This is a genomic window from Caballeronia humi (genome assembly GCF_001544475.1).
Lineage (GTDB): Bacteria > Pseudomonadota > Gammaproteobacteria > Burkholderiales > Burkholderiaceae > Caballeronia > Caballeronia humi.
In genome coordinates this window covers 1-21,723 of record NZ_FCNW02000040.1, presented here as the reverse complement: position 1 = coordinate 21,723, position 21,723 = coordinate 1, and the positions used below count along the sequence as shown (strand labels likewise).

Sequence of the window (21,723 nt, the reverse complement as noted above, 5' to 3'; positions counted from 1 at the left end):
CCATCATGAATCCGCTCAGCATCGTCCAGTTGCTCGTTCTCGCAGCCCTGTGGGGCGGCTCGTTTCTCTTCATCCGCATCGGTGTGACCGACTTCGGCGTCGCGCCACTGATGGCGCTGCGCGTCGGCATCGGGGCGCTCTTTCTCTTCGCGATGCTCGTCCTGCGCCGATCCTCGGGCGAGGCGTTGCGCACGATCCGCGCGCGCGTGTGGCCGCTGCTCGTGGTCGGCGTGCTGAACTCGGCGGCGCCCTTTTGTCTCTTCGCGTATGCTGAACTGACGCTCTCGGCGGGCGTGACCTCGGTCATCAACGCGACCACGCCGCTCTGGGGCGCGGTCGTTGCGTTCCTGTGGCTGAAGGACCGGCTGAGCGGCCTGCGCGTCGCCGGCCTCGCGATCGGCTTCGCAGGCGTGCTCGCGCTCGTCTGGGACCAGGTCGCGACACCGCACGGCGCAAGCGCGACGCCCGCGACGACGGCGCTCGCCGCCGCGGCCGGACTCGGCGCGACGCTCTGCTACGGGATCGCGGCGAGCTACACGAAGCGGCATCTGATGGGCGTCGATTCGCTGACGGTCGCCGCCGGCACGATGCTCTGCGCGACCGTTCTTCTGCTGCCGTTCGCGATCTACTACTGGCCGGCGGCGCCGGTTTCGCTCGATGCCTGGGGCTCGGTGATCGCGCTGGGTGTCGCATGCACGGGCGTCGCGTACATGATGTTCTATCACCTGATCTCGGTGATCGGTCCGGCGCGCACGATCACGGTGACGTTCGTGATTCCCGTCTTCGGCATCCTTTGGGGCGCGATGTTCCTGTCGGAACACGTGTCGCTCGGGATGGTCAAGGCTTGCGTGATCATCCTCGTCGGCACCGCGCTCGCGACGGGCGTCATCAAGCGGCTGCCGGGCATGGGCGCACGGCCGGCGTCGGCTTCAGCGAAGCAATGAGCACGAACAAGGCCTGACGCCGGCGCAAAAACCCGTCCGCGGTCGATGACCGCATCGCCTCCATGATGGATACTTCGGTTTCCGTCCATCTGGAGGCAGTATTCATGTCCGCCGTTTCGGCATTCAAGCTCGTCCTCGTCTCGCTCCTCGCCATCATCGCGCTCGAGCTCGTGGCGAAGCGCCTGCGGCTCCCGCCAGCCGCCGCGCTTCTGGTCGGCGGCGCCGCGATGGCGTTCGCGCCCGGCCTGCCGCCCGTCGATCTCGATCCCGATCTCGTGCTCATCCTCTTCCTGCCGCCGTTGCTGATGGACGGCGCGTACTTCTTCGTCTGGGGCGACTTCAAGCGGCATCTGCGCGGCATCCTGCTGCTCGCGATCGGCGCCGTTGCGTTCACGACGTTCGTCGTCGGCGTGGTCGTGCATCTGGTCGCGCCCGGCCTGCCGTGGGCCGCGTGCTTCGCGCTCGGTGCCGTGGTCTCGCCGCCCGATGCCGTCGCCGCGAAGGCCGTGCTGGAGCGCGTCGCGCTGCCGCGCCGCCTGATGGTCGTGCTCGAAGGCGAAAGCCTGCTCAACGACGCCGCCGGCCTCGTACTGTTCCGCTTCGCCGTCGCGGCCGCGCTGACGGGCGTGTTCAGCGCGCCACAGGCCGCGCTCAGCTTCGTAGGGCTCGCGCTCGGCGGGATCGCGGTAGGGCTCGTGGTGGGCTACGTGGTCGTGCGCCTGTTGCGCGCGCTCGACGACGACTATCTCGTCATCACGCTCTCCGTGATGTCGGCGTGGATCGCGTATATAGCCGGTGAAATGGTCCACGTATCGGGCGTGATCGCGACGGTGACTTGCGGCATGATGCTCGGCTGGCATCAGCACGAGGTGTTCTCCGCCGCCGTCAGAACGCGCGGCGAGGCGTTCTGGCATGTCGTCGTGTTCGTGCTGGAGGCGCTCGTGTTCGTGCTGATCGGCTTGTCGATGCGCAGTATCGTCGAGCGGCTGGGCGGCGGCGAGAATGCGTTCGCGGTGCTCGCGCCTGCCGTGATCGCGGTGGTGGTGACGGTCGTGTTATCGCGCTTCGTGTGGGCGTTCTGCGCGGAAGGCATCCGCGCGACGTATGCGCGCCTGACCGGTCGCGGAGCGAAGAGAGCCGACTGGCGCTCCGCGACGATCGTGAGCTGGGCGGGCATGCGCGGCGTCGTGACGCTGGCGGTGGCGCTATCTTTGCCCGAGGAAATGCCCGGACGCGATCTGATTTTGTTCGCGGCGTTCGCGGTGATCCTCGTCACCGTGCTGCTGCAGGGCACGACGATCGGGCCGCTGATCCGCCTGGTGAATCCGCCCGACGGCGGCGACGACTACCCGCCGCAACTCACCGAGCCGCAGGCGTGGGCGCGGCTCGAAGCGGCGCAACTCGCCGCGATCCAGCCGCTCGTGCACGGCCCCGACGGCAGCGTGATCCATCCACGGCTGCTTGAGCAATACACGTATCGCGCGCGGCTCACGCAGCAATTCGAAAACGCGACCTCGTACCCGATGGACTTGCGGGGTGCGCATTACGACGTCGTTCTCGCCGCGATCAAGGCGGGGCGCACGGAGTTGCTGCGCATGCATCGCGCGGGGCTGATTCACGATGAAGTGCTGCGCATGCTGGAAGGCGATCTGGATCTGCAGGAGGTTTCGGCGAGAAACGCGCGGGGCTGATTTTCTTCGAGGTTCGTGTCGATTTCGGAGGCGTTCGAACGTCGAATGTTGAAGTGCCTCGCCGCGCACCGATCCAACATCGAAGGAGCAGCCATGAAGCTTTACGCCCACCCGTTTTCGTCCTACTGCCAGAAAGTGCTGATCGCGCTCAGAGAAAACGATACGCCGTTCGAATACCGCATCCTCGAGGATGACGCAACCCGCGAAGAGCACGCCGCCCTGTGGCCGCTCAAGCGCTTCCCGCTGCTCGTCGATGATGGGCGCACAGTGCCGGAATCGAGCATCATCATCGAGTATCTGGCGCTGAATCATCCTGGGCCGGTGCGGCTGATTCCCGACGACTCGCGCGACGCGCTCGATGTGCGCCTGATGGACCGCTTCTTCGACAACTACATCATGACGCCGATGCAGACCATCGTCTTCGATCGCATGCGCGCGCCTGAAGATCGCGATGACACGGGCGTCGCCAATGCGCGGTCGATGCTGGAAGTAGCGTACCGCTGGCTCGATCAAACGATGCACGATCGCGAGTGGGCGGCAGGCGACGCATTCAGCATGGCCGATTGCGCCGCCGCGCCTTCGCTCTTTTACGCCGACTGGACGCATCCCATCGCCGAGGAATACGGCAACGTGCGCAGTTACCGGCAGCGACTGCTCGCGCGGCCATCGGTCGTGCGCGTGGTGGACGACGCACGGCCGTATCGATCGTTCTTTCCGCTCGGCGCGCCGGATCGCGACTGAGCGATCAGTCGATCCCTTCGTGCTTCAGCGCGAGTTGCACCGCGGGCCGCGCACGCATGCGCTGCGCGAAGTCCGCGAGGCGCTGCGGCATTTCGATGCCGACCTTTTGCGCCCACAACAGCATCGTGAACAGGTATGCGTCCGCGACGCTCGCCTCGGCGCCGAACAGATAATCGCCTTTCATCATCGTTGCAATCAGATTGAAGCGCTGACCAATTTTTTCGCGCGCGGCGGTAGCTTCGGCGTCGGCGCTCGGCTTGAATACACGGCCGAACTGCTTGTGAATCTCGGTCGAAATGAACGCGAGCATTTCCAGCAAATGCAATGACCCTTGCTCGCCCGATGGCGCGAGCGCGGGCTTCTGCTGTGCGACCCATGACAGGATCGCGATGTTCTCCGTCAGACGCTGACCGTCATCGAGTTCCAGTACGGGCACGTAGCTCTTTGGATTGATTTCATCGAACTTTTGCCCGGCCTCGGTGAGCTTCGTCTTCAGATCGACGCGGACACGGTCGAAAGAAATGTCGGCTTCGTGCAGTGCAATATGGTCCGCGAGACTGCAGGCACCCGGCGAGTAGTAAAGCTTCATGGCATGTGCCTCCTTGGTTGTTTGCGTGCCATCACAGCAGCAAACGCCATGCCCCGGGGCTCATCGCCGAATATGCAAACATCGCGCGCAGCGCTTTTATTCCATCGATTTCACATCGATTTACTCATTCGAAAAATCTTCCCGGCAGCGGGAATAGATCGGTCACGTCCCAGGTTATCCCAGGTACCAACCCGTTAAATTTCGAAGGAGTCGAAGATGAAATCCATTCAAATCGTTGCACTGTCCGCCGCGCTGATCGTGTCGTCGGGCGCGTTCGCTCAAAGCTCGTCGCAAGGTCTCACCCGCGCCGAAGTGCGTGCGCAACTGATCAAGGCTGAACAGAACGGATCGCGTCTCGTCACCGATGCGTCGTACCCCGATGTCAGCCCGATCTATCAGAACCAGGTAACGCACCGCACGACCGCCGACAACAACGCATACGGCGGTGCATCCGCGGGTTCGAGCATGAGCGCCCAAAGGAGCATGACGGGGCAATGCGTCGGCCCCGTGAGTTTCTGCAATATCTACTCGGGTTCCTGAACCCGGCCACGCGTCACATCCATCCATCGACCGGAGACTTGCCATGAAAACCTTTTTGTCAGCCGCAGCAGCAGTCGTGTCCCTCCTCGCCGCGCCGGCATTCGCGGCGACGCCAACCGACGCGCCGCTCACGCGCGCCCAGGTGAAAGCCGAACTGGCTCAACTCGAAAAAGCCGGTTATTCGGTCGGCGGCGAGGACGCGCACTATCCCGAGCAATTACAGGCCGCCGAAGCGCGGATCGCCGCTGCTCCGAACGCGGGGCAAAGCGCTTACGGCGCCGCCGCGCCGGGTTCCTCGGCGTCCGGCACTCGCGCCGATGCCGATAAAACCGGCCCGCGCGCGACTTTCTTCGGACAGTGACCGCCGGCCTCAAAAAAATGTCGAGGCACGCGGAATAAATGACGGCGTAACACTGTTAGTGCTATTGAGCCCCTTTTTCGATCAACGACCGTGAACTCCACCTCGCAGGTTTCCGAAGCGGACATGCAGGCCTACGCCGACGGCCTGCTCGCGCCCGAGCGCGCCGCGCGCGTGCGCTCTTATCTGGCGCGGCGGCCCGACGAGGCGCGGCGCCTCGCGTTCTACGGGCGGCTCAACGTGCAGATGCAGTCTATCTTCGACACGGCGGACGCCTCGGGCATCGAGTTCACCCTGCGCCGTCCGCCGATGCGCGATCGCGTGCCGCTCGCCGTCGCGATCATTGCGTGCCTCGCGCTGATTCTCGCGACCCTTTTCGCGACCGTGCGCGTGCCCGACGAAGCGCTGGAACGCGCGACGATGGAAGCGCTGATGATCGACACGCCGTTCACGCCCGCCCCTGCCGATACGCCCGATCTTTCCGCAGCGGGTTTCCGCGCGGTCGGCGTGCACACGGTAACGCTCGGCGCCTTCTCGACGGCCGACGCGATCACCTACCGCAACGCACGGCAGGAGCGGCTGGTGCTGCTGTCGATGCGCGGTCATGCCGCTGCCGTGCGCACGCAATGGAGCGCGAGTAGAATCGGCGGCGCGCGGCTCTTCGAATGGACGTCCGCGGGGGGCGTTCGCATGATCGTCGGCGGCCATGCGGGGACGCACGGCCTGATGCGCGCAGCCGACCTGCTGACCGAAAGACAATCACATCGATGAACACCGCGAGGAGACCACCTCTGCCCGCCGAACGTGTTCGATGCAAGGAACGCCGATGAGTGTCCGGGACCAGCTCATGGATCACGCGCCGCGCCTGCGCCGTTATGCGCGTGCGCTGATCCACAACCGCGATCTTGCCGACGACCTCGTGCAGGACACGCTCGAACGCGCGCTGCGCAACACCGACAAGTTCCAGTCAGGAACCGACCTGCGCGCATGGCTTTTCACGATCATGCACAACGTCTTCGCGAACCAGGTGAGCCGCGCAGGGGCGCGGGCCGTCCACGTCTCCGTCGACGACGACGCCTTGCCGGAGAGCGAATTCGCCGTCGCGGGCACGCAGTCGCAGTCGCTCGAAGTGCGCGACCTCGACTATGCGTTGCAGCGCCTGCCGGTCGAGCAGCGGCAGGTCGTGCTGCTCGTCGGTCTGGAAGAAATGAGTTACGCGGAGGTGGCGCTCGCGCTCGACATACCGCTCGGGACCGTGATGTCGCGTCTGTCGCGCGGACGCGAACGCTTGCGCACGCTGATGGCCGGCACGCAGCCCGGTGCGAAATTGAAGGTGGTGCGATGAACGAACAACACACTCCCATCAGCGAAGAAGAAATCCACGCCTACGTGGACGGGGCGCTCGCCGAACACCGGCGCGCAGAGCTGGACCGCCTGCTCGAAACTGACAACGCGCTCGCAAGCCGCATCAGCGACTACTTCGCGCTCAACAACATGCTGCACGACCGCTACGACCGCGTGCTGCTCGAACCCGTGCCGCAGCGGCTGATGCCGCCGGAGCCTGCACCTGCGCCCGCGCCGGTCGCGAAGAAAAGCTGGCTGTCGGCGGCGAACTGGCCGCAATTCGCGGGGCTCGCGGCGGCGCTCGTCGTGGGGATCGGTATCGGCGTGGGCGGGATGACGAGCCAGCCCGCGCGCGACATGCTGCTCACGAGCGCCGGCGATATGCCCGCCCGGCATGTGAGCGCTAGCAAGGAAGAATCATTCGCGCGACAGTCGGCGATTGCATACGTCACGTATGCGCCGATGGTCACGCGTCCCGTGGAAGTCGGCGCCGACCATGAACAGGAACTCGTGAAGTGGCTCTCCAGCCGCCTCGGCACCGACGTCCACGCGCCGATCCTCACACGCGTCGGCTTCAGCCTCATGGGCGGGCGCCTCCTGCCTGGCGAGGATGGCCCCATCGCGCAGTTCATGTATCACGATGCAAACGGCGAGCGCATCACGCTCAACGTGTCGCATCGCAAGGTGAGCCGCGACGTCACGGCGTTCAAGCTCTTTCAGGACGGCTCGGTTAATGTGTTCTATTGGGTCGATGGCGACTTCGGCTACGCCGTATCGGGCGCGATCGACCGCAAGGTTCTGCTCGATGTCTCACACGATGTCTATGAGCAACTGACCGCGCGGAACGCACAAAAATCTGCACCCTGAGAGGGCGTGATCGTGCCGCGTGCTGCGCGTCATGCATCAAGTTCGTGCACAACCTGCGGTTAAAGCCCGCTAATACAAGGCCGCAGCGCATGGCACGCTTATCGCTATAGAAGCTGGGCAAGGAGCCGGCGCATCACCCGGTTTGCAAAGACAATCTGGAAATGGACGACTAGGGTTCCGGTTCGCCGCATGTCGAATGCGACGGATGCTGGTCCGAGAGTTGTCGACCTCAAAGGTGCTCGAGGTTACACGGCGGGATAAAAGCCCGGGAGAGAACGCGATCGATGTGTCGCGCCGCTCCTGCCGTCGATAACCGCCCCTTCGAGGTCAACCTCATGCGCAAGCTCTCCCGCCTTCTCGGCATCGCCGCACTCTCCCTCGCTGCGTTCGCGTCATCCTCCTCTTCCGCTTTGGCCGCCGGCCGTCAGGACTTCAAGGTCTGCTGGACCATCTACGCGGGCTGGATGCCGTGGGGCGAAGCGAAAACACAGGGTATCGTCAGCAAGTGGGCAAAGAAGTACGGCATCAACGTGGATGTCGTGCAGCTCAACGACTACATCGAATCGATCAATCAGTACACCGCCGGCAAGTTCGACGGCTGCGCGATGACCAACATGGATGCGCTGACGATTCCGGCCGCAGGCGGCGTCGATTCGACCGCGCTCATCGTCAGCGACTACTCCAACGGCAACGACGGCGTGCTCATCAAAGGTAAAGCCAAGAAAGTCGCCGATCTCAAGGGCCAGCAGATCAACCTCGTGCAGTTCTCCGTGTCGCATTACCTGCTTGCACGCGCACTGGAATCGGCAGGCATGAGCGAGCGCGATCTCAAGGTGGTCAACACGTCGGACGCCGACATCGCCGCCGCGTTCGCGACGCCCACGGTCAAGCAGGCCGTCACCTGGAACCCGATGCTCGCCGACCTGAAGGCGCAGCCGAACGTCACCGAAGTCTTCGATTCGAGCAAAATCCCCGGCGAAATCATGGACATGATGGTCGTCAACACGAAGACTCTGCAGGATAACCCCGCACTCGGCAAGGCACTGACCGGCGCATGGTTCGAGATGGTCGCGCTGATGAACGCGTCGAGCGCGAACAGCACGGCCGCGATGAATGCGATGGCGAAGGCCTCGGGCACCGATCTCGCGGGCTTCAAGGGCCAGCTCTCGACCACGGCGCTCTTTAACACGCCGAAGGCTGCGCTCGACTTCGCGACGAGCCCGAACCTGCCGCGCACGATGACGCGCGTCGCCAGGTTCTCGTTCGACCACGGCCTGCTTGGGCAAGGCGCGCCGAGCGCGGACGCGGTCGGCATGGCCTTCGATAACGGCGTCGTGATCGGCAGCAAGAGCAACGTCAAGCTGCGCTTCGATCCGACCTATGTGCGCATGGCCGCCGACGGCAAGCTCTGACTCCAAGATCCACGATCCACGAGGAGAGGCCGCACGATGCGACTCATCAACCGACACCCGAGCAAGAGCGGCGCACTGATGCTGCTTTTGATGCCGTTCATCGTTCTGGTGGCGGTGTACTTCACCAGTTCTTCGCTGCGTCTGAAGGACAACCCCGACGACAAGGTGCTGCCGAGCGCCACGCAAATGAGCGACGCGATCCACCAGTTCGCCTTCACGGAGGACAAGCGCACCGGCCAGTACCTGCTATGGGCCGATACCGCCGCGAGTCTGAAGCGCCTCGGCATCGGACTCGTGGTGAGCGCGGTCATTGCGCTCGTCGCGGGCATCGTGACGGGCAGCATTCCGCTCGTCACCGCGACGTTCTCGCCGTTCATCACGGTCGTCTCGATGATCCCGCCGCTCGCGGTGCTGCCGATTCTCTTCATCGTGTTCGGTCTGGATGAACTCTCGAAGGTCGTGCTGATCGTGATCGGCATCACGCCGATGATGATCCGCGACTTGCAGCAACGCGCGCGCGAGATCCCGAACGAACTGTGGGTGAAGGCGCAAACGCTCGGCGCCACGAGCTGGACGCTGATGCTGCGCGTGATCGTGCCGCAGTTGATGCCGCGCCTGCTCGTCGCCTTGCGTCTCGCGCTCTGTTCGGCGTGGCTCTTTCTCATCGCGGCGGAAGCGATCGCATCGGTCGATGGCCTCGGCTATCGCATCTTCCTCGTGCGCCGCTACCTCGCGATGGACGTGATCCTGCCTTACGTCGCGTGGATCACACTGCTCGCCTGGCTCATCGACGAAAGCCTGCGCCGCCTCACGCAGTGGGCCTTTCCCTGGTACGGCGGAGGCGCGCGATGATCGAAGTTCGCAATGTGTGGAAGGAATACAGCGATCAGGTCGTGCTGGAACGGCTCAATCTGACAATAGACGAAGGCGAATTCTGCTCGATGGTCGGTGCGTCGGGTTGTGGCAAGTCCACGTTTCTGCGGCTGTTGCTCGGACAGGAACGCGTGACGCGCGGCGAAATCCTGCTCGACGGCAAGCCGCTGCCGGGCGAACCGGATGCGCATCGCGGTGTGGTCTTTCAGCGTTATTCGGTGTTCGAGCATTTGAGCGTGATGCGCAACGTGATGCTCGGGCTCGAACTGCCACAGGCGAAGCTCACCGGGCGGCTGTTCGGTTCGCGTCGTCGCGCCGCGCAGGATGAAGCGGTGTCGATGCTGGAGCGCGTGGGGCTCGCCGCCGCGCTCGACAAGTATCCGCATCAGTTGTCGGGCGGCATGCAGCAGCGTCTCGCGATCGCGCAGGCGCTGATGATGAAGCCGCGCATTCTGTTGCTCGACGAACCGTTCGGCGCACTCGATCCGGGTATCCGGAAGGACATGCACGAACTGCTGCTGAAGCTCTGGCGCGAATCGGGCCTGACGATCTTCATGGTCACGCACGATCTGAAAGAAGGCTTCACGCTCGGCAGCCGCGTGCTCGTGTTCGACAAAGTGCGTGTCGACCCGCAGGCGCCCGGCGCCTATGGCGCGCGCATCACTTACAACATTCCGCTCGATCACAGCCGCGATGCGGCGTCGTCGATCCACGTGGCGCGTGCCGCCGTGGAAGGTGCCGTGCGCGCCGACGTGATCGCGGCTTAAAAGAGGACAAGACATGGAACTGCTATTCGAAGAGAACGCTCCCGGCGGCGGACATGCATCGCTGATCGTGAAGCGCGGCCAGTCGCTGCGCGTGACCGACGTGCACGGCGGCGCGAACGTCAGCGTCATGCTGTTCAACGCGACGGAAAAAAGCGAACGCCTGAACCTGCCCGACTCGCTCAAGTGCCAGCACACGGCGAAGCTCACCGCCGGCCACTGCCTCTATTCCGACATGGGGCGCGTGCTCGCCGCGATCGTCGCGGATACGTGCGGCTGGCACGACAGCATCGGCGGGGTCTCGAATGCGGATGAGGTCAGCGAGAAGTACGGCGCGGGCCGCTATCAGGAACTGCGCAACGCGTTTCATCGCAATGGCACGGACAACCTGCTCGTCGAACTCGGCAAATGGAATCTCGGCCTTTCCGATCTTCTGATGACGCTCAATTTCTTCAGCCGCGTCGACGTGACCGATGCAGGCGCACTCGCTTTCGTCAGCGGCAATTCGAAGGCGGGCGACTACGTCGAGCTCTATGCGCCGATGAATACGCTCGTCGTGCTCACCGCGATCCAGCATCCGCTCGACCCGAATCCCGAGTACGCGCCGAAGCCCGTGAAGCTCGCGGTCAATGCAGCCGACAGCAGCGTGGCCGAAATCTGCCGCACGTCATGCGATGAAAACGTGCGCGGCTTCATCAACACCGATCGCTTCTTTCTTTGAGCGGAGACCCGAACATGACGACATTCCTCACCGCCAGCGACCGGAAACCCGAAGACGCCATTCATCGTGAGACGCTCGCCGCTGGCGAACCGTGGCTCAAGGAAGTGAAAGCGGGACAGACGCTGCGCATTCGCGATGTCGAAGGCAATCAGGCCGTCGATACGCTCTTCTACAGCCTCGACAACCCGCGCGAGCGATTCGACCCGCAACGCACGCTGCGTCGCCAGAAGAGCCTCTATCTGACGACCGGCACCGTGCTGTATTCGAACCTCGGCAATCCGATGCTGACGATCGTCGCGGATACGTGCGGGCGCCACGACACGCTCGGCGGCGCGTGCGCGCAGGAGAGCAACACGGTGCGCTATGCGCTTGAAAAACGCTACATGCATAGCTGCCGCGACAACTTCCTGCGAGCGTGCGCGCACGACGGCCGCCTCGCCAAACGCGACCTCAGCCCGAACATCAACTTCTTCATGAACGTGCCCGTCACGGCCGAAGGCGGACTTACGTTCGAAGACGGCATCTCGGCGCCCGGCAAGTATGTCGAGTTGCGCGCGGAGATGGACGTGATCGTCCTGATTTCGAACTGCCCGCAGTTGAACAATCCGTGTAACGCGTACAACCCGACGCCCGCCGAACTGCTGATATGGGACTGACACGGGCGCGCGCATGGCTTTATCAGGTGCTGCTCGTTCGATCGGGCCGCCTTTTCATACGCACGCGCGATGAGTTGAAGAAGCACTGAAGCCATTTTGCCGGGGACGACCCCGGCATGCATCCCTCACGTGGCGGGACGGCCCGCCCACGCATCCAGTCACCTCTCATGTTCGAGAAAGTCCTGATTGCCAATCGCGGTGCCATTGCGTGCCGCATCCTTCGCACCCTGCGCGAACTCGACGTCACGGGTATCGCGGTGTACAGCGAAGCCGACCTCGCGAGCCGCCACGTGAGCGAGGCGCCCGTTGCGCATTCGCTTGGCGAAGGGCCTGCGTCCGCGACGTATCTCGATGTCGCGAAGATCCTCGCGATCGCGCGGCGCGACAACGTGCAGGCGATTCATCCGGGCTACGGCTTCCTCTCGGAGAACGCGGACTTCGGCGAGGCGTGCGAAGCGGCCGGCATCGCGTTCATCGGGCCGACCCCCGCGCAACTGCGCGCCTTCGGCCTGAAGCACACGGCCCGCGCGATCGCCGCGGAGCAAGGCGTGCCGATGCTCGAAGGCACCGGCTTGCTCAATGACGTCGATGCCGCGTTGCAATCGGCCGTGCGGATCGGCTACCCCGTCATGCTCAAAAGCACAGCGGGCGGCGGCGGTATCGGCATGCGCGTGTGCTGGAACGCGGACGAACTCGCCGCGCAATTCGACGTGGTGAAGCGCCTCGGACAGAACAACTTCAGCGACGCGGGTGTCTTCATCGAAAAGTACATCGAGCGTGCGCGGCATCTCGAAGTGCAGGTGTTCGGTGACGGCCGGGGCAACGCAATCGCGCTCGGCGTGCGCGACTGTTCGGTGCAGCGGCGCAACCAGAAAGTGCTCGAAGAGACGCCTGCACCCTCGCTGCCCGACGGTATGCCGGACGCGCTCTGCGAAGCGGCGCTGCGGCTTGCGAGAGCGGTCGATTACCGGTCGGCGGGAACGGTTGAATTCGTCTATGACAGCGGCGCGGAGCGGTTCTATTTTCTGGAGGTGAACACGCGGCTTCAGGTGGAGCATGGCGTGACCGAGCAGGTCTGGGGCGTCGATCTCGTGCGCTGGATGATCGAGCTTGCGGCCGGCACGCTCGCGCCGCTCGATGAACTCGCCGCGACGCTGAAGCCGCGCGGCCATGCGATACAGGCGCGCCTCTACGCCGAAGACCCGGGCCGTGACTTCAAGCCGAGCCCCGGCTTGCTGACCGACGTGTCGTTCCCCGCAGCCGATGGTCGCGCGCTGCGCATCGATACGTGGATCGAAGCCGGTTGCGAAGTGCCGCCCTACTTCGACCCGATGCTCGCGAAAGTGATTGCGTGGTCGCCGACGCGCGACGAGGCCCGGCACGCGCTAAACCGCGCGTTGCAGGCGACGCGCATCTACGGCGTCGAGACGAATCGCGAATACCTGCGCCAGATCATCGACGACACGCCGTTCGCTTCCGGCGAACCGTGGACGCGTTGCCTCGAAGGCCTGCGCTATCGTGCGGATACGGTGGAGATCGTGAGCGGCGGCACGCAAACCACGGTGCAGGATTATCCGGGCCGGCTCGGCTATTGGGCCGTCGGTATCCCGCCCTCGGGTCCGATGGACGACCGCGCGTTGCGTCTCGGCAATCGCCTGCTGAACAACGCCACCGACGCCGCCGCGCTCGAAATCACGATGAGCGGCCCGACGCTGCGCTTCAACACGGACGCCGTGATCGCGATCACGGGCGCGACGCTCACAATTACGATCGACGGCAACGAGCGGCCGATGAACACGACCGTTTTCATCGCCGCCGGTTCGACGCTCGCGCTCGGCACGATTCGCGGCGCGGGCGCACGCGCCTATCTGTGCGTGCGAGGCGGGTTGGATGTCGCACTGTATCTCGGCAGCCGCAGCACATTCACGCTCGGCCAGTTCGGCGGGCATGGCGGACGCGCGTTGCGCGCAGGCGACGTGCTGCATCTCGCGCCGCTCGACAATAGGCAAGCAGGCGAGACGCTGCCCTTCTCGCCCACGCTCGAACACGTTCGCACGCTGCGCGTGATCTACGGCCCGCATGGCGCGCCCGAGTATTTCAGCGAGCGCTATATCGAGCGGTTCCTGGATACAGAGTGGGAGATTCACTTCAATTCGAGCCGCACCGGTGTGCGCCTGATCGGTCCGAAGCCCGAATGGACACGCGAGGACGGCGGCGAAGCGGGCTTGCATCCGTCGAACATTCACGACAACCCGTATGCGGTCGGCGCGATCGATTTCACCGGCGACATGCCGGTGATTCTCGGACCCGACGGCCCGAGCCTCGGTGGCTTCGTGTGCCCGGTGACGATCATCGAAGCTGACCTGTGGCAAATCGGGCAACTGAAGGCGGGCGACAAGGTGCGCTTCGTTCCGGTGCGCATCGATGAAGCACGCAGTGCGGCAGCCGCGCGACTTCGCGAAATCGATACGCTCGAAGCGCAGCCCGCGTTGACTCATGCGAAGCGCGGCACGCTCGCGTCGCCGATCGTGCTCGACATCGGCGCGGATCATGATCGTCTGGTTGCGCGACTCTCTGGCGATACGCATCTGCTGCTCGAACTGGGCCCCGCCGAACTCGATCTCGTGCTGCGCTTTCGCGGCCATGCGCTGATGCAGTCGCTCGAAGCGCTTGCACTGCCTGGCCTGATCGACCTCACGCCCGGCATTCGTTCGCTGCAACTGCACTATCAACCGGAGCGCCTGCCGCTCTCGCAATTGCTCGATACCGTCGAACGCGCGTGGCAAAGCGTGCTGCTGCAAAAGGACTTGCGCGCGCCGTCGCGGATCGTGCATCTGCCGCTATCGTGGGACGATCCGGCGTGCCGTCTCGCGATCGACAAGTACATGACGACCGTGCGCAAGGATGCGCCGTGGTGCCCAAGCAATCTCGAGTTCATCCGCCGCATCAACGACCTCGATTCGATCGATGCCGTGAAGCGTATCGTCTTCGATGCAAGCTATCTCGTGATGGGTCTCGGCGACGTTTATCTCGGCGCGCCGGTCGCGACGCCCCTCGATCCGCGCCATCGGCTGGTCACGACAAAGTACAACCCGGCACGCACGTGGACGGCGGAGAACTCGGTCGGCATCGGCGGGGCTTATCTGTGCGTGTACGGCATGGAAGGCCCGGGCGGATACCAGTTCGTCGGTCGCACGCTGCAGATGTGGAACCGGTATCGCGCGACCGCCGATTTCGCGGGCCGTCCCTACCTCCTGCGCTTCTTTGACCAGATACGCTTCTACGAAGTCCCGGCCGATGAATTGCTGCGTATCCGCGCGGATTTTCCGCTGGGTCGCTATCCGCTGAAGATCGAGGAGACAGAGCTGTCTCTCGCCGATTACGAAGCGTTTCTGGAACGCGAAGCTGCTGGCATCGATAAGTTCCGTACGCGCCAGCAAGCCGCGTTTCAGGCGGAGCGCGAACGCTGGCGTGAAGCGGGACAAGCGCAAGTGGAGATCGAGGAGCCCGTCGCCGCCGAGACCGATTTTGCACCGCTCGAAGACGGCCAAACTGCCGTCGATAGCGAAATCGCCGGCAATCTGTGGCAAGTACGCGTGAAGCCGGGCGAACGCGTAGCGGCTGGCGACGTGCTCGTCATCATCGAATCGATGAAGATGGAAATATCCGTTTGCGCGCCGTGCGCGGGCACCGTGAGCGACGTGCATGTCGTACCTGGCGCGCCCGTCAAGGCGGGACAGCGTGTTGCCGTCATCGATAGCATCTAAGGAAAATACATGCCCTCATTCGATCTGCGTCTCTCCACGTTGCGCGCCGCCTATCGCGCGAAGGACACCACGCCCGCGAAGCTCATCGGCGAGTTGCGTGCGAAGGCGGCCGCGCTGAACCCCGAGTTCAATCTCTTCATCCATCTGCTCGACGACGCAGAGATTGCACCCTACCTCGACGCGCTCGAAGGACGCGACATCGATTCGCTGCCGCTCTACGGCGTGCCCTTCGCCATCAAGGACAACATCGATCTCGCCGGTGTGCCGACGACGGCCGCATGTCCCGCGTTCGCCTATACGCCCGACGAATCGGCCACGCTCGTGGCGCAGTTGATCGCGCTCGGCGCCGTGCCAATCGGCAAAACCAATCTCGATCAGTTCGCGACGGGCCTGAACGGCACGCGCTCGCCCTATGGCAAGTGCCGCAACAGCGTGCATCCGGATTACCCGTCGGGCGGATCGAGCGCGGGGAGTGCATTGAGCGTGGCGCTCGGCGTCGCGAGCTTCGCGCTTGGGACCGATACCGCCGGCTCCGGTCGCGTGCCTGCCGGTTTGAACAACCTCGTCGGCCTGAAGGCGACGAAGGGCCTGCTCTCGACAGCGGGCGTCGTGCCCGCATGCCGCACGCTCGATTGCGTCACCTTCTTCACCGCGACCGCGAGCGAAGCGGGCGAGCTGTTCGCACTTACCGCAAAGGAAGATCCGCGCGACCCTTATAGCCGCGCAAATCCGCTATTCAACGATGCAGGCGCGTTCGGCACGCTAAGCCCGTTCCGCTTCGGCGTGCCTTCGACGCTCGAATTCGCGGGTTGCAGCGAGAGTCCCACGCTTTTTGCAGAAGCGCGCGCGGCACTCGAAGCGGCGGGCGGGACCGCCGTCGAGATCGACTTCGCGCCGTTCGTCGAAGCGGCGAAGCTACTTTACGAAGGACCGTGGGTCGCCGAGCGCTACAGCGTCGCGGGCGAATTGATGGAGGCGAACCCGGATGCCGTGTTGCCCGTGATCCGCGACGTGCTGGCAAAGGCACCGGGGACCACCGCCGTCGATGCGTTTCGCGCGCAGTACCGCTTGCAGGCGTTGAAGAAAATCTGCGATGCAACGCTCGATCGACTCGACTTCGTCCTGACACCGAGCTATCCGCGCCCGGTCACGCTCGATGAACTCGCACGCGATCCGATCGGACCCAATTCGCTGCTCGGCTATTACACGAACTTCATGAACCTGCTCGACTACGCCGCTGTTGCGACGCCAACCGCGTTCATGAAGAACGGGCTGCCGTGGGGCGTCACTGTGTTCGGTCGCGCGTTCACGGATCAATATCTGCTGAGCGTCGCCGATACGTTGCAGCGATCGTTCGCGTTGCCGCTCGTCGGTGGCGCGACGCTGGTCGCCGAGGCGTCGACCAGAAACGCACGCAATGATCGCGTGCGGCTCGTCGTGTGCGGCGCGCATCTCGATGGCTTGCCGCTCAACGGACAGTTGCGCTCGCGCGGTGCGAGCCTTGTCGAAAAGACGACGAGCGCGCCGCATTATCGCTTGCATGCACTCGCTGCGAATGCGGGCGAGACCCTTCGCCCGGGCATGGAGCGCGTCGCTCAGGATGGCGCTGCGATCGACGTCGAAGTGTGGGAGCTGCCGAGTATCGAGCTTGGATCGTTCCTTGCCGGCATCCCCGCGCCGCTCGCGCTCGGCAAAGTGCAACTCGCCGATGGAAGCTGGCAGACGGGCTTCGTTTGCGAAGGCATCGGCCTCGATGGCGCTACGAACATCACGCGCTTCGGCGGCTGGCGTGCGTGGCTCGCCGAATCGAAAGGAAGTTGAATGCAGTTACTTCATATGACCGCGATGCCATCTCATCGCCAGCATCTCGTCACGGTCGAGGAAATACACTGAAGCCACGCAGTCGCGCTCACTTCCAAACATCGCGCGACGCGCACGTTTCCCCATCCGTCGAGGAGTCCATCATGAAGACATTGATCCGCGTTGCAGTCATCGCTTTAGCCGTCTCACCGATGCTTTCGTTCGCGCAGTCCAACGAACCCGTGACGCGCGCGCAGGTCCGCGGGGAACTGGTCAAGCTCGAACAAGCCGGGTACGACCCGTCGGAACGTGACCCGTACTATCCAAACAACCTGCAGGCGGCCGAAGCGAAGGTCCAGGCTGGCGAAACGGTGAAGCCGGGCGCGATGAGTTATGGGCCGTCGGTGGAAGGTACATCGGGTGCGGGGCCGGCTGCTCAGGGTGTATCGCAGTAAGGCAATGGAGCTTCAGGGCGGCCTCCAAGGCCGCACCTGAAAACTGACCGTCCCGCCATTTTCGCGCCATCAAGCCGTTGGTGCCGACCCTCTACCATGCAGTCTGGTTTGCCCGCGTCACGGGTCACGCACAATCTCGAACGACCGTTCCCTTTCAAGCGCGATCCTTTAGACGCGTCCCTTGCGAGCACGCGAGCCGCAACGCTCGTATAGTTATTACGGACAGCACGCAACGAGGCGCCCGCATGAAAGTCCTGATCGTCGAAGACGAACACAAGGTGGTCGATTACCTGCGCTCGGGTTTAACCGAGCAGGGCTGGGTCGTCGATATCGCGCTTGATGGCGAAGAAGGCACGCATCTCGCTACCGAGTACGACTACGACGTGATCGTGCTCGACGTCATGCTGCCCAAGCGCGACGGCTTCGCCGTGCTCAAGGCGCTGCGCGCGCAAAAATCGACACCTGTCATCATGCTTACCGCACGCGACCACATCAACGATCGCGTGCGCGGCCTGCGCGAAGGCGCCGACGACTATCTCACGAAGCCTTTCTCCTTCCTTGAACTCGTCGAGCGCCTGCATGCTTTGGCACGCCGTACGCGCGCTCAGGAATCGACGCTGATCTCCGTCGGCGATCTCTATGTCGACCTGATCGGCCGGCGCGCCACGCGCGACGGATCGCGGCTCGACCTGACCGCGAAGGAATTCCAGTTGCTGAGCGTGCTCGCGCGCCGCCACGGCGACATCCTCTCGAAGACCGCGATCACCGAACTCGTCTGGGAAGTCGATTTCGAAAGCCATACGAACGTCGTCGAGACCGCGATCAAGCGGCTGCGCGCCAAGCTCGACGGCCCGTTTCGCACCAAGCTGCTGCACACCGTGCGCGGCATGGGCTACGTGCTCGAAGTGCGCGAAACGCGCGAGATGCGTGAAGAGCCGAGGGCATGGTGAAGCATTCCATCTCACGGCGCCTCGCCGCGATGTTCGCAGTCGTGGCGCTGTTCGTGTTCACGATGGTGGGCACGGGGCTCTTTCTCGTACTGCGCGCGCAACTGGAGAATCATTTGCGGGAATCGCTCGATACGCGCGCCGAGATTGCGCGGCTGATCGTGCTGCACGCGTCCACACCGGACAAGTGGAAGATGGCGAAGGAGAAGCTCGCGGACATCACGCCACGCGACGGCTCGACCCTCTTCGCCGCATCGAGCGACGATGCGCGCTTCACCTACGGCACGCTGCTCGCGGGCAGCATCGAGAAACGCGTGCCGGGCGGCTACGTGCGGTTGCGCCCGAACGGCCGCGCGTACGACATGCTGATGACCGCGGTCACTATCCCCGCGAACGGCGAGCGTCCGCCGTTGCAGCTTCAGGTCGCGATCGACTGCTCGCCGAACGTGCGCACGATGCGCGTCTTCGGCTTCGCGCTCGCGGCTTTGACCGCGCTCGGCACGATCACCGTGCTGCTGCTGAGCTATTCGGTCGCGAAGATCGGACTCGCGCCGCTTACACGGCTGACGAAGGATGCATCGAACGTCAGTCCCAACAACCGCTCGCAGCGCCTGAGCACGCGCTCGTTGCCGTATGAGCTGGAGGACCTTGCAAAGTCGTTCAATGGCGCGCTCGAACGGCTCGATAGTGCCTACGCGCGGCTCGAATCGTTCAACGCTGATGTCGCGCACGAGTTGCGCACGCCGGTGACCATCCTCATCGGACAGACGGAAGTGGCCTTGACCCGCGACCGCTCGATCGACGAATTGCGCCACACGCTGCAATCGAATCTCGAAGAGTTCGAGCGCGTGCGTGCGATCATCAACGACATGCTGTTCCTCGCGCGCGCCGATCAGGGCGAGCGCGCGACGGGTCTCGTCGAAGTGTCGCTGGCGGCGGAAGTGACGCGCACGCTGGAGTTCCTGGAGATACCGCTGGAAGAGGCGCAGGTGCACGCGGTATCGACCGGCGATGCGCGCGCATTCGTGAACACGTCGCTCTTCGGACGCGCGCTCATCAATCTCGTGATGAACGCAATCCAGCATTGCGCGCGCGGCGCGACGATATCGGTATCGATCGGGCGCGAACGCGGGCGCATCAGCATCGCGGTGGCCAATCCCGGCGAACCGATCCAGCCCGCGATGCTCGATCATCTGTTCGACCGTTTCTATCGCGCGGAAAGTTCGCGCACCAACAGCCGCGAGAATCACGGGCTCGGGCTCGCGATCGTGAAGGCGGTCGCGGAAATGCATCGCGGAACGGTGTCGGCGAGCAGCGCGCAGGGCGTCAACACGTTCGCTTTTTCGGTGGCGCGTTACGGCAACGAACAAAGGACGGCCGCGCCGCCGGCTTCTCCTGCACAGGCCGCGACGATCGGTGGCGACATGCGTCAACGATCGGTCGGCTAGGCCTTACTCGCAGAAAAACTCATCCGCGGCTGTGTCCTTGAACTGCGTGAAACGTCGATACGTCTTGCCGTTGACGGTCACCGTCGCCGACGATTCCGCGCTCGAACTCGACGTCTCCGCAATGGACTTCGTTACCGGATTACCAAACGCGCTGACAGCGCTACTAGCCTGCGGCGGCTGATAGCCCCACTTCGAAGTCAGCGTGTTCATGTCGATCTGCTTCGGCGCCCAGCCGACGAGCTTCGGCCCGTTCACGACCGGCGACAATTCCACCGCGACGATCTGCGTGCCACGCCGCGAGACGAGCAGGCACTTGCCGCCATCGCCGGTTCTGAGCGGGACTGCTCCGCTCGAAGACGGCAGCAGCGTGAGCGGCGGCGCACCCGGCATCGGCTGCTGGCCTGCGGGGCTCGCCGCCCACAAGACCGGACCTGTCGGCGCGGTCTGTGCATTCACGCCCGCCGCAGCCATCAGCGCAAGCAGCATGAGCATCGGACGACTCTTCATACGGATGCCTCGATTTGAAAACGAGGGTTGGCTTTCCGGTCCAGCAACAACGACCAACCCTAAAATTGGAGAGAAGCTCTAATACGGCGCCTCATCTCCGCGACGCATGTTGTCATTGCGCCTGACAAGCGTCTCACGTCTTACTTGACGAGCGAGACTTCGATCTTGCGGTCTTCGACCGGGATCGTCTTCACTTCGGCCACTTCGCTTTGCAGCGGGCGTGCCGGAGCCTGGTCCTTCTTCACTTCAGGCGCGCGCTGCGACTTCATCTGCACCGCCGGATCGTTCGCCGCCGTCACCGGCAGGCCGAGGCGCGCGCGCACGATCGGATCACGATATTTTTCGTCATCCGAGAGCGTTGCGCCATCGCCCGTCTTCGCGAGCGGTGCCGTCGTTCCCGGGCACAGGTGGCCGGTCGCCTCCACGGCGCGTCGATTCGAATCGCTCTGGCACAGGAGGGCGAGCGCTACGTCGGTCAGGCCCATCGCGCGGAATTCGCGTGCATCGAGGCGGCGTACGCAAGCCTGATCGACCATCGTCGTGCCGCCGGTCGCGCCGAAACCCGTCACCGAAATGCCGAAGCTCGCCGAGCCCATGCAGGTGTCGGACAGCGTCGTCGTGAGCGAGGGCGCCGCGATCGACGGCGTCGTGCGCACCGAGTACGAGCTCTGGTTGTAGTCGACGGTGGCGCGCGTATCGTAGGGGCTCGATCCCGGCGTGGTGGCCTTCGTAGTGGCGTCGGGCGTGCTTCCCGTCGAACCCGTGGTACCCGTGCCCGAACCCGAGGTGCCGTTCGAAGCGGTCATCGCGGGCATCGTCACGGAGACGTTCACGTTCGACGATCCGCCCTGTGCGTTGGCGCTACCGATGCCGCCCACCGAAGACGAAGCCGAATTCGTGCTCGCCGACGAGTTGGCCGAGGTCCCGATGTTGTTCAGGCTCGATCCGCCGCCCTGGCCGATACCGACCGACGAAGAGCCGGACGTCGATCCCGACGACGAGTTGGCAGTAGTATCCGCGTGCGCGGCATGTCCGATGCAAAACAGTACGGCGCATGCGAGTTGCAATGTGGTCTTGGTCATGATGCTTCTCCGGAAGGAAGGGGAACGCGACGCAAAGGGCGATCCCTTGAAACGGTTTGAATTTTTATGGTTTTGCGGCGAGGCGGAGCCAGGTCGACGAATAACGGACCGGGCGCCGCCTCTTTACATCGAAAAACGAGGGCTTTAGCGCCAGCCGCCGCCCAGCTTGCTCCAGGCATTGGCTGCTGCATCCGCGCCCGAGCCGCCGATTGCCGAT

Annotated in this window: 21 protein-coding genes and 1 riboswitch; of the genes, 18 read left to right on the top strand and 3 right to left on the bottom strand. The window is 64.1% G+C overall.

What is annotated here, in order from left to right; translation table 11 throughout:
* The first annotated feature begins 5 nt into the window (after positions 1–5).
* The 3 genes from AWB65_RS26090 to AWB65_RS26080 all read left to right on the top strand — a co-directional run bounded on the left by AWB65_RS26090 (position 6) and on the right by AWB65_RS26080 (position 3,376).
* Positions 6–944 carry a DMT family transporter gene (locus tag AWB65_RS26090; RefSeq protein ID WP_087669913.1) on the top strand — a complete coding sequence of 313 codons (939 nt, stop codon included), beginning with the start codon at positions 6–8 and terminating at the stop codon, positions 942–944.
* A 104-nt stretch (positions 945–1,048) separates the two neighbouring features.
* On the top strand, positions 1,049–2,635 hold the full coding sequence (locus AWB65_RS26085) for a Na+/H+ antiporter (protein WP_087669912.1): 1,587 nt from the start codon (positions 1,049–1,051) through the stop codon (positions 2,633–2,635).
* A 93-nt stretch (positions 2,636–2,728) separates the two neighbouring features.
* On the top strand, positions 2,729–3,376 hold the full coding sequence (locus tag AWB65_RS26080) for a glutathione S-transferase family protein (protein WP_087669911.1): 648 nt from the start codon (positions 2,729–2,731) through the stop codon (positions 3,374–3,376).
* Positions 3,377–3,380: 4 nt separating this feature from the next.
* Here the strand turns inward: AWB65_RS26080 and AWB65_RS26075 are convergent, their stop codons facing one another.
* The gene (locus tag AWB65_RS26075) at positions 3,381–3,965 is read right to left on the bottom strand and encodes a glutathione binding-like protein (protein ID WP_087669910.1); all 585 of its coding nucleotides are present in this window, start codon (positions 3,963–3,965) and stop codon (positions 3,381–3,383) included.
* A gap of 216 nt (positions 3,966–4,181) precedes the next feature.
* On the opposite strand from AWB65_RS26075, the gene AWB65_RS26070 reads away from it, so the two are divergent.
* The 15 genes from AWB65_RS26070 (at position 4,182) to AWB65_RS26000 (ending at position 19,917) form a co-directional block, all read left to right on the top strand.
* Positions 4,182–4,505 (top strand): DUF4148 domain-containing protein, encoded by a 324-nt coding sequence (locus tag AWB65_RS26070; protein WP_087669909.1) that lies wholly within the window; start codon positions 4,182–4,184, stop codon positions 4,503–4,505.
* Positions 4,506–4,548: 43 nt separating this feature from the next.
* A complete protein-coding gene (locus AWB65_RS26065; RefSeq protein ID WP_087669908.1) occupies positions 4,549–4,866 on the top strand; it encodes a DUF4148 domain-containing protein in 318 nt (105 codons plus the stop codon).
* 90 nt (positions 4,867–4,956) lie between these two features.
* Positions 4,957–5,634: an anti-sigma factor family protein gene (locus AWB65_RS26060; RefSeq protein WP_125474199.1), complete on the top strand. Its 678-nt coding sequence runs from the start codon at positions 4,957–4,959 to the stop codon at positions 5,632–5,634.
* Positions 5,635–5,689: 55 nt separating this feature from the next.
* Complete coding sequence (locus AWB65_RS26055) at positions 5,690–6,208, top strand: RNA polymerase sigma factor (RefSeq protein ID WP_087669906.1); 519 nt, start codon at positions 5,690–5,692, stop codon at positions 6,206–6,208.
* Entirely contained in the window at positions 6,205–7,074 is an 870-nt protein-coding gene (locus AWB65_RS26050) for an anti-sigma factor family protein (protein WP_087669905.1), read from the top strand. Before AWB65_RS26055 ends, AWB65_RS26050 begins: the two co-directional genes overlap by 4 nt.
* Before the next feature lie 158 nt (positions 7,075–7,232).
* A riboswitch (guanidine-I (ykkC/yxkD leader) is annotated at positions 7,233–7,348 on the top strand.
* Positions 7,349–7,409: 61 nt separating this feature from the next.
* Positions 7,410–8,486 carry a putative urea ABC transporter substrate-binding protein gene (locus AWB65_RS26045; RefSeq protein WP_087669935.1) on the top strand — a complete coding sequence of 359 codons (1,077 nt, stop codon included), beginning with the start codon at positions 7,410–7,412 and terminating at the stop codon, positions 8,484–8,486.
* 36 nt (positions 8,487–8,522) lie between these two features.
* On the top strand, positions 8,523–9,338 hold the full coding sequence (locus AWB65_RS26040; protein ID WP_087654924.1) for an ABC transporter permease: 816 nt from the start codon (positions 8,523–8,525) through the stop codon (positions 9,336–9,338).
* Positions 9,335–10,126 carry an ABC transporter ATP-binding protein gene (locus tag AWB65_RS26035; protein WP_087669904.1) on the top strand — a complete coding sequence of 264 codons (792 nt, stop codon included), beginning with the start codon at positions 9,335–9,337 and terminating at the stop codon, positions 10,124–10,126. The genes AWB65_RS26040 and AWB65_RS26035 overlap by 4 nt, the downstream gene beginning before the upstream one ends.
* A 13-nt stretch (positions 10,127–10,139) precedes the next feature.
* Positions 10,140–10,844 carry an urea amidolyase associated protein UAAP1 gene (locus AWB65_RS26030; RefSeq protein WP_087669903.1) on the top strand — a complete coding sequence of 235 codons (705 nt, stop codon included), beginning with the start codon at positions 10,140–10,142 and terminating at the stop codon, positions 10,842–10,844.
* Between the two features lie 14 nt (positions 10,845–10,858).
* On the top strand, positions 10,859–11,500 hold the full coding sequence (locus AWB65_RS26025) for an urea amidolyase associated protein UAAP2 (RefSeq protein ID WP_087669902.1): 642 nt from the start codon (positions 10,859–10,861) through the stop codon (positions 11,498–11,500).
* Between the two features lie 167 nt (positions 11,501–11,667).
* Positions 11,668–15,267, top strand: a complete 3,600-nt coding sequence (gene uca / locus AWB65_RS26020; protein ID WP_087669901.1) for an urea carboxylase — start codon at positions 11,668–11,670, stop codon at positions 15,265–15,267.
* A gap of 9 nt (positions 15,268–15,276) precedes the next feature.
* The gene (gene atzF / locus AWB65_RS26015; protein ID WP_087669900.1) at positions 15,277–17,088 is read left to right on the top strand and encodes an allophanate hydrolase; all 1,812 of its coding nucleotides are present in this window, start codon (positions 15,277–15,279) and stop codon (positions 17,086–17,088) included.
* A 143-nt stretch (positions 17,089–17,231) separates the two neighbouring features.
* On the top strand, positions 17,232–17,522 hold the full coding sequence (locus AWB65_RS26010; RefSeq protein ID WP_087669899.1) for a DUF4148 domain-containing protein: 291 nt from the start codon (positions 17,232–17,234) through the stop codon (positions 17,520–17,522).
* 245 nt (positions 17,523–17,767) lie between these two features.
* A complete protein-coding gene (locus AWB65_RS26005) occupies positions 17,768–18,472 on the top strand; it encodes a heavy metal response regulator transcription factor (RefSeq protein ID WP_087669898.1) in 705 nt (234 codons plus the stop codon).
* A complete protein-coding gene (locus AWB65_RS26000; protein ID WP_087669934.1) occupies positions 18,469–19,917 on the top strand; it encodes a heavy metal sensor histidine kinase in 1,449 nt (482 codons plus the stop codon). Before AWB65_RS26005 ends, AWB65_RS26000 begins: the two co-directional genes overlap by 4 nt.
* 3 nt (positions 19,918–19,920) lie before the next feature.
* On the opposite strand, the gene AWB65_RS25995 is transcribed toward AWB65_RS26000, so the two are convergent.
* Together AWB65_RS25995 and AWB65_RS25990 are read right to left on the bottom strand one after the other, a co-directional pair.
* On the bottom strand, positions 19,921–20,424 hold the full coding sequence (locus tag AWB65_RS25995) for a hypothetical protein (protein ID WP_087669897.1): 504 nt from the start codon (positions 20,422–20,424) through the stop codon (positions 19,921–19,923).
* Between the two features lie 140 nt (positions 20,425–20,564).
* Positions 20,565–21,506 (bottom strand): hypothetical protein, encoded by a 942-nt coding sequence (locus tag AWB65_RS25990; RefSeq protein ID WP_087669896.1) that lies wholly within the window; start codon positions 21,504–21,506, stop codon positions 20,565–20,567.
* Positions 21,507–21,723: the final 217 nt, after the last annotated feature.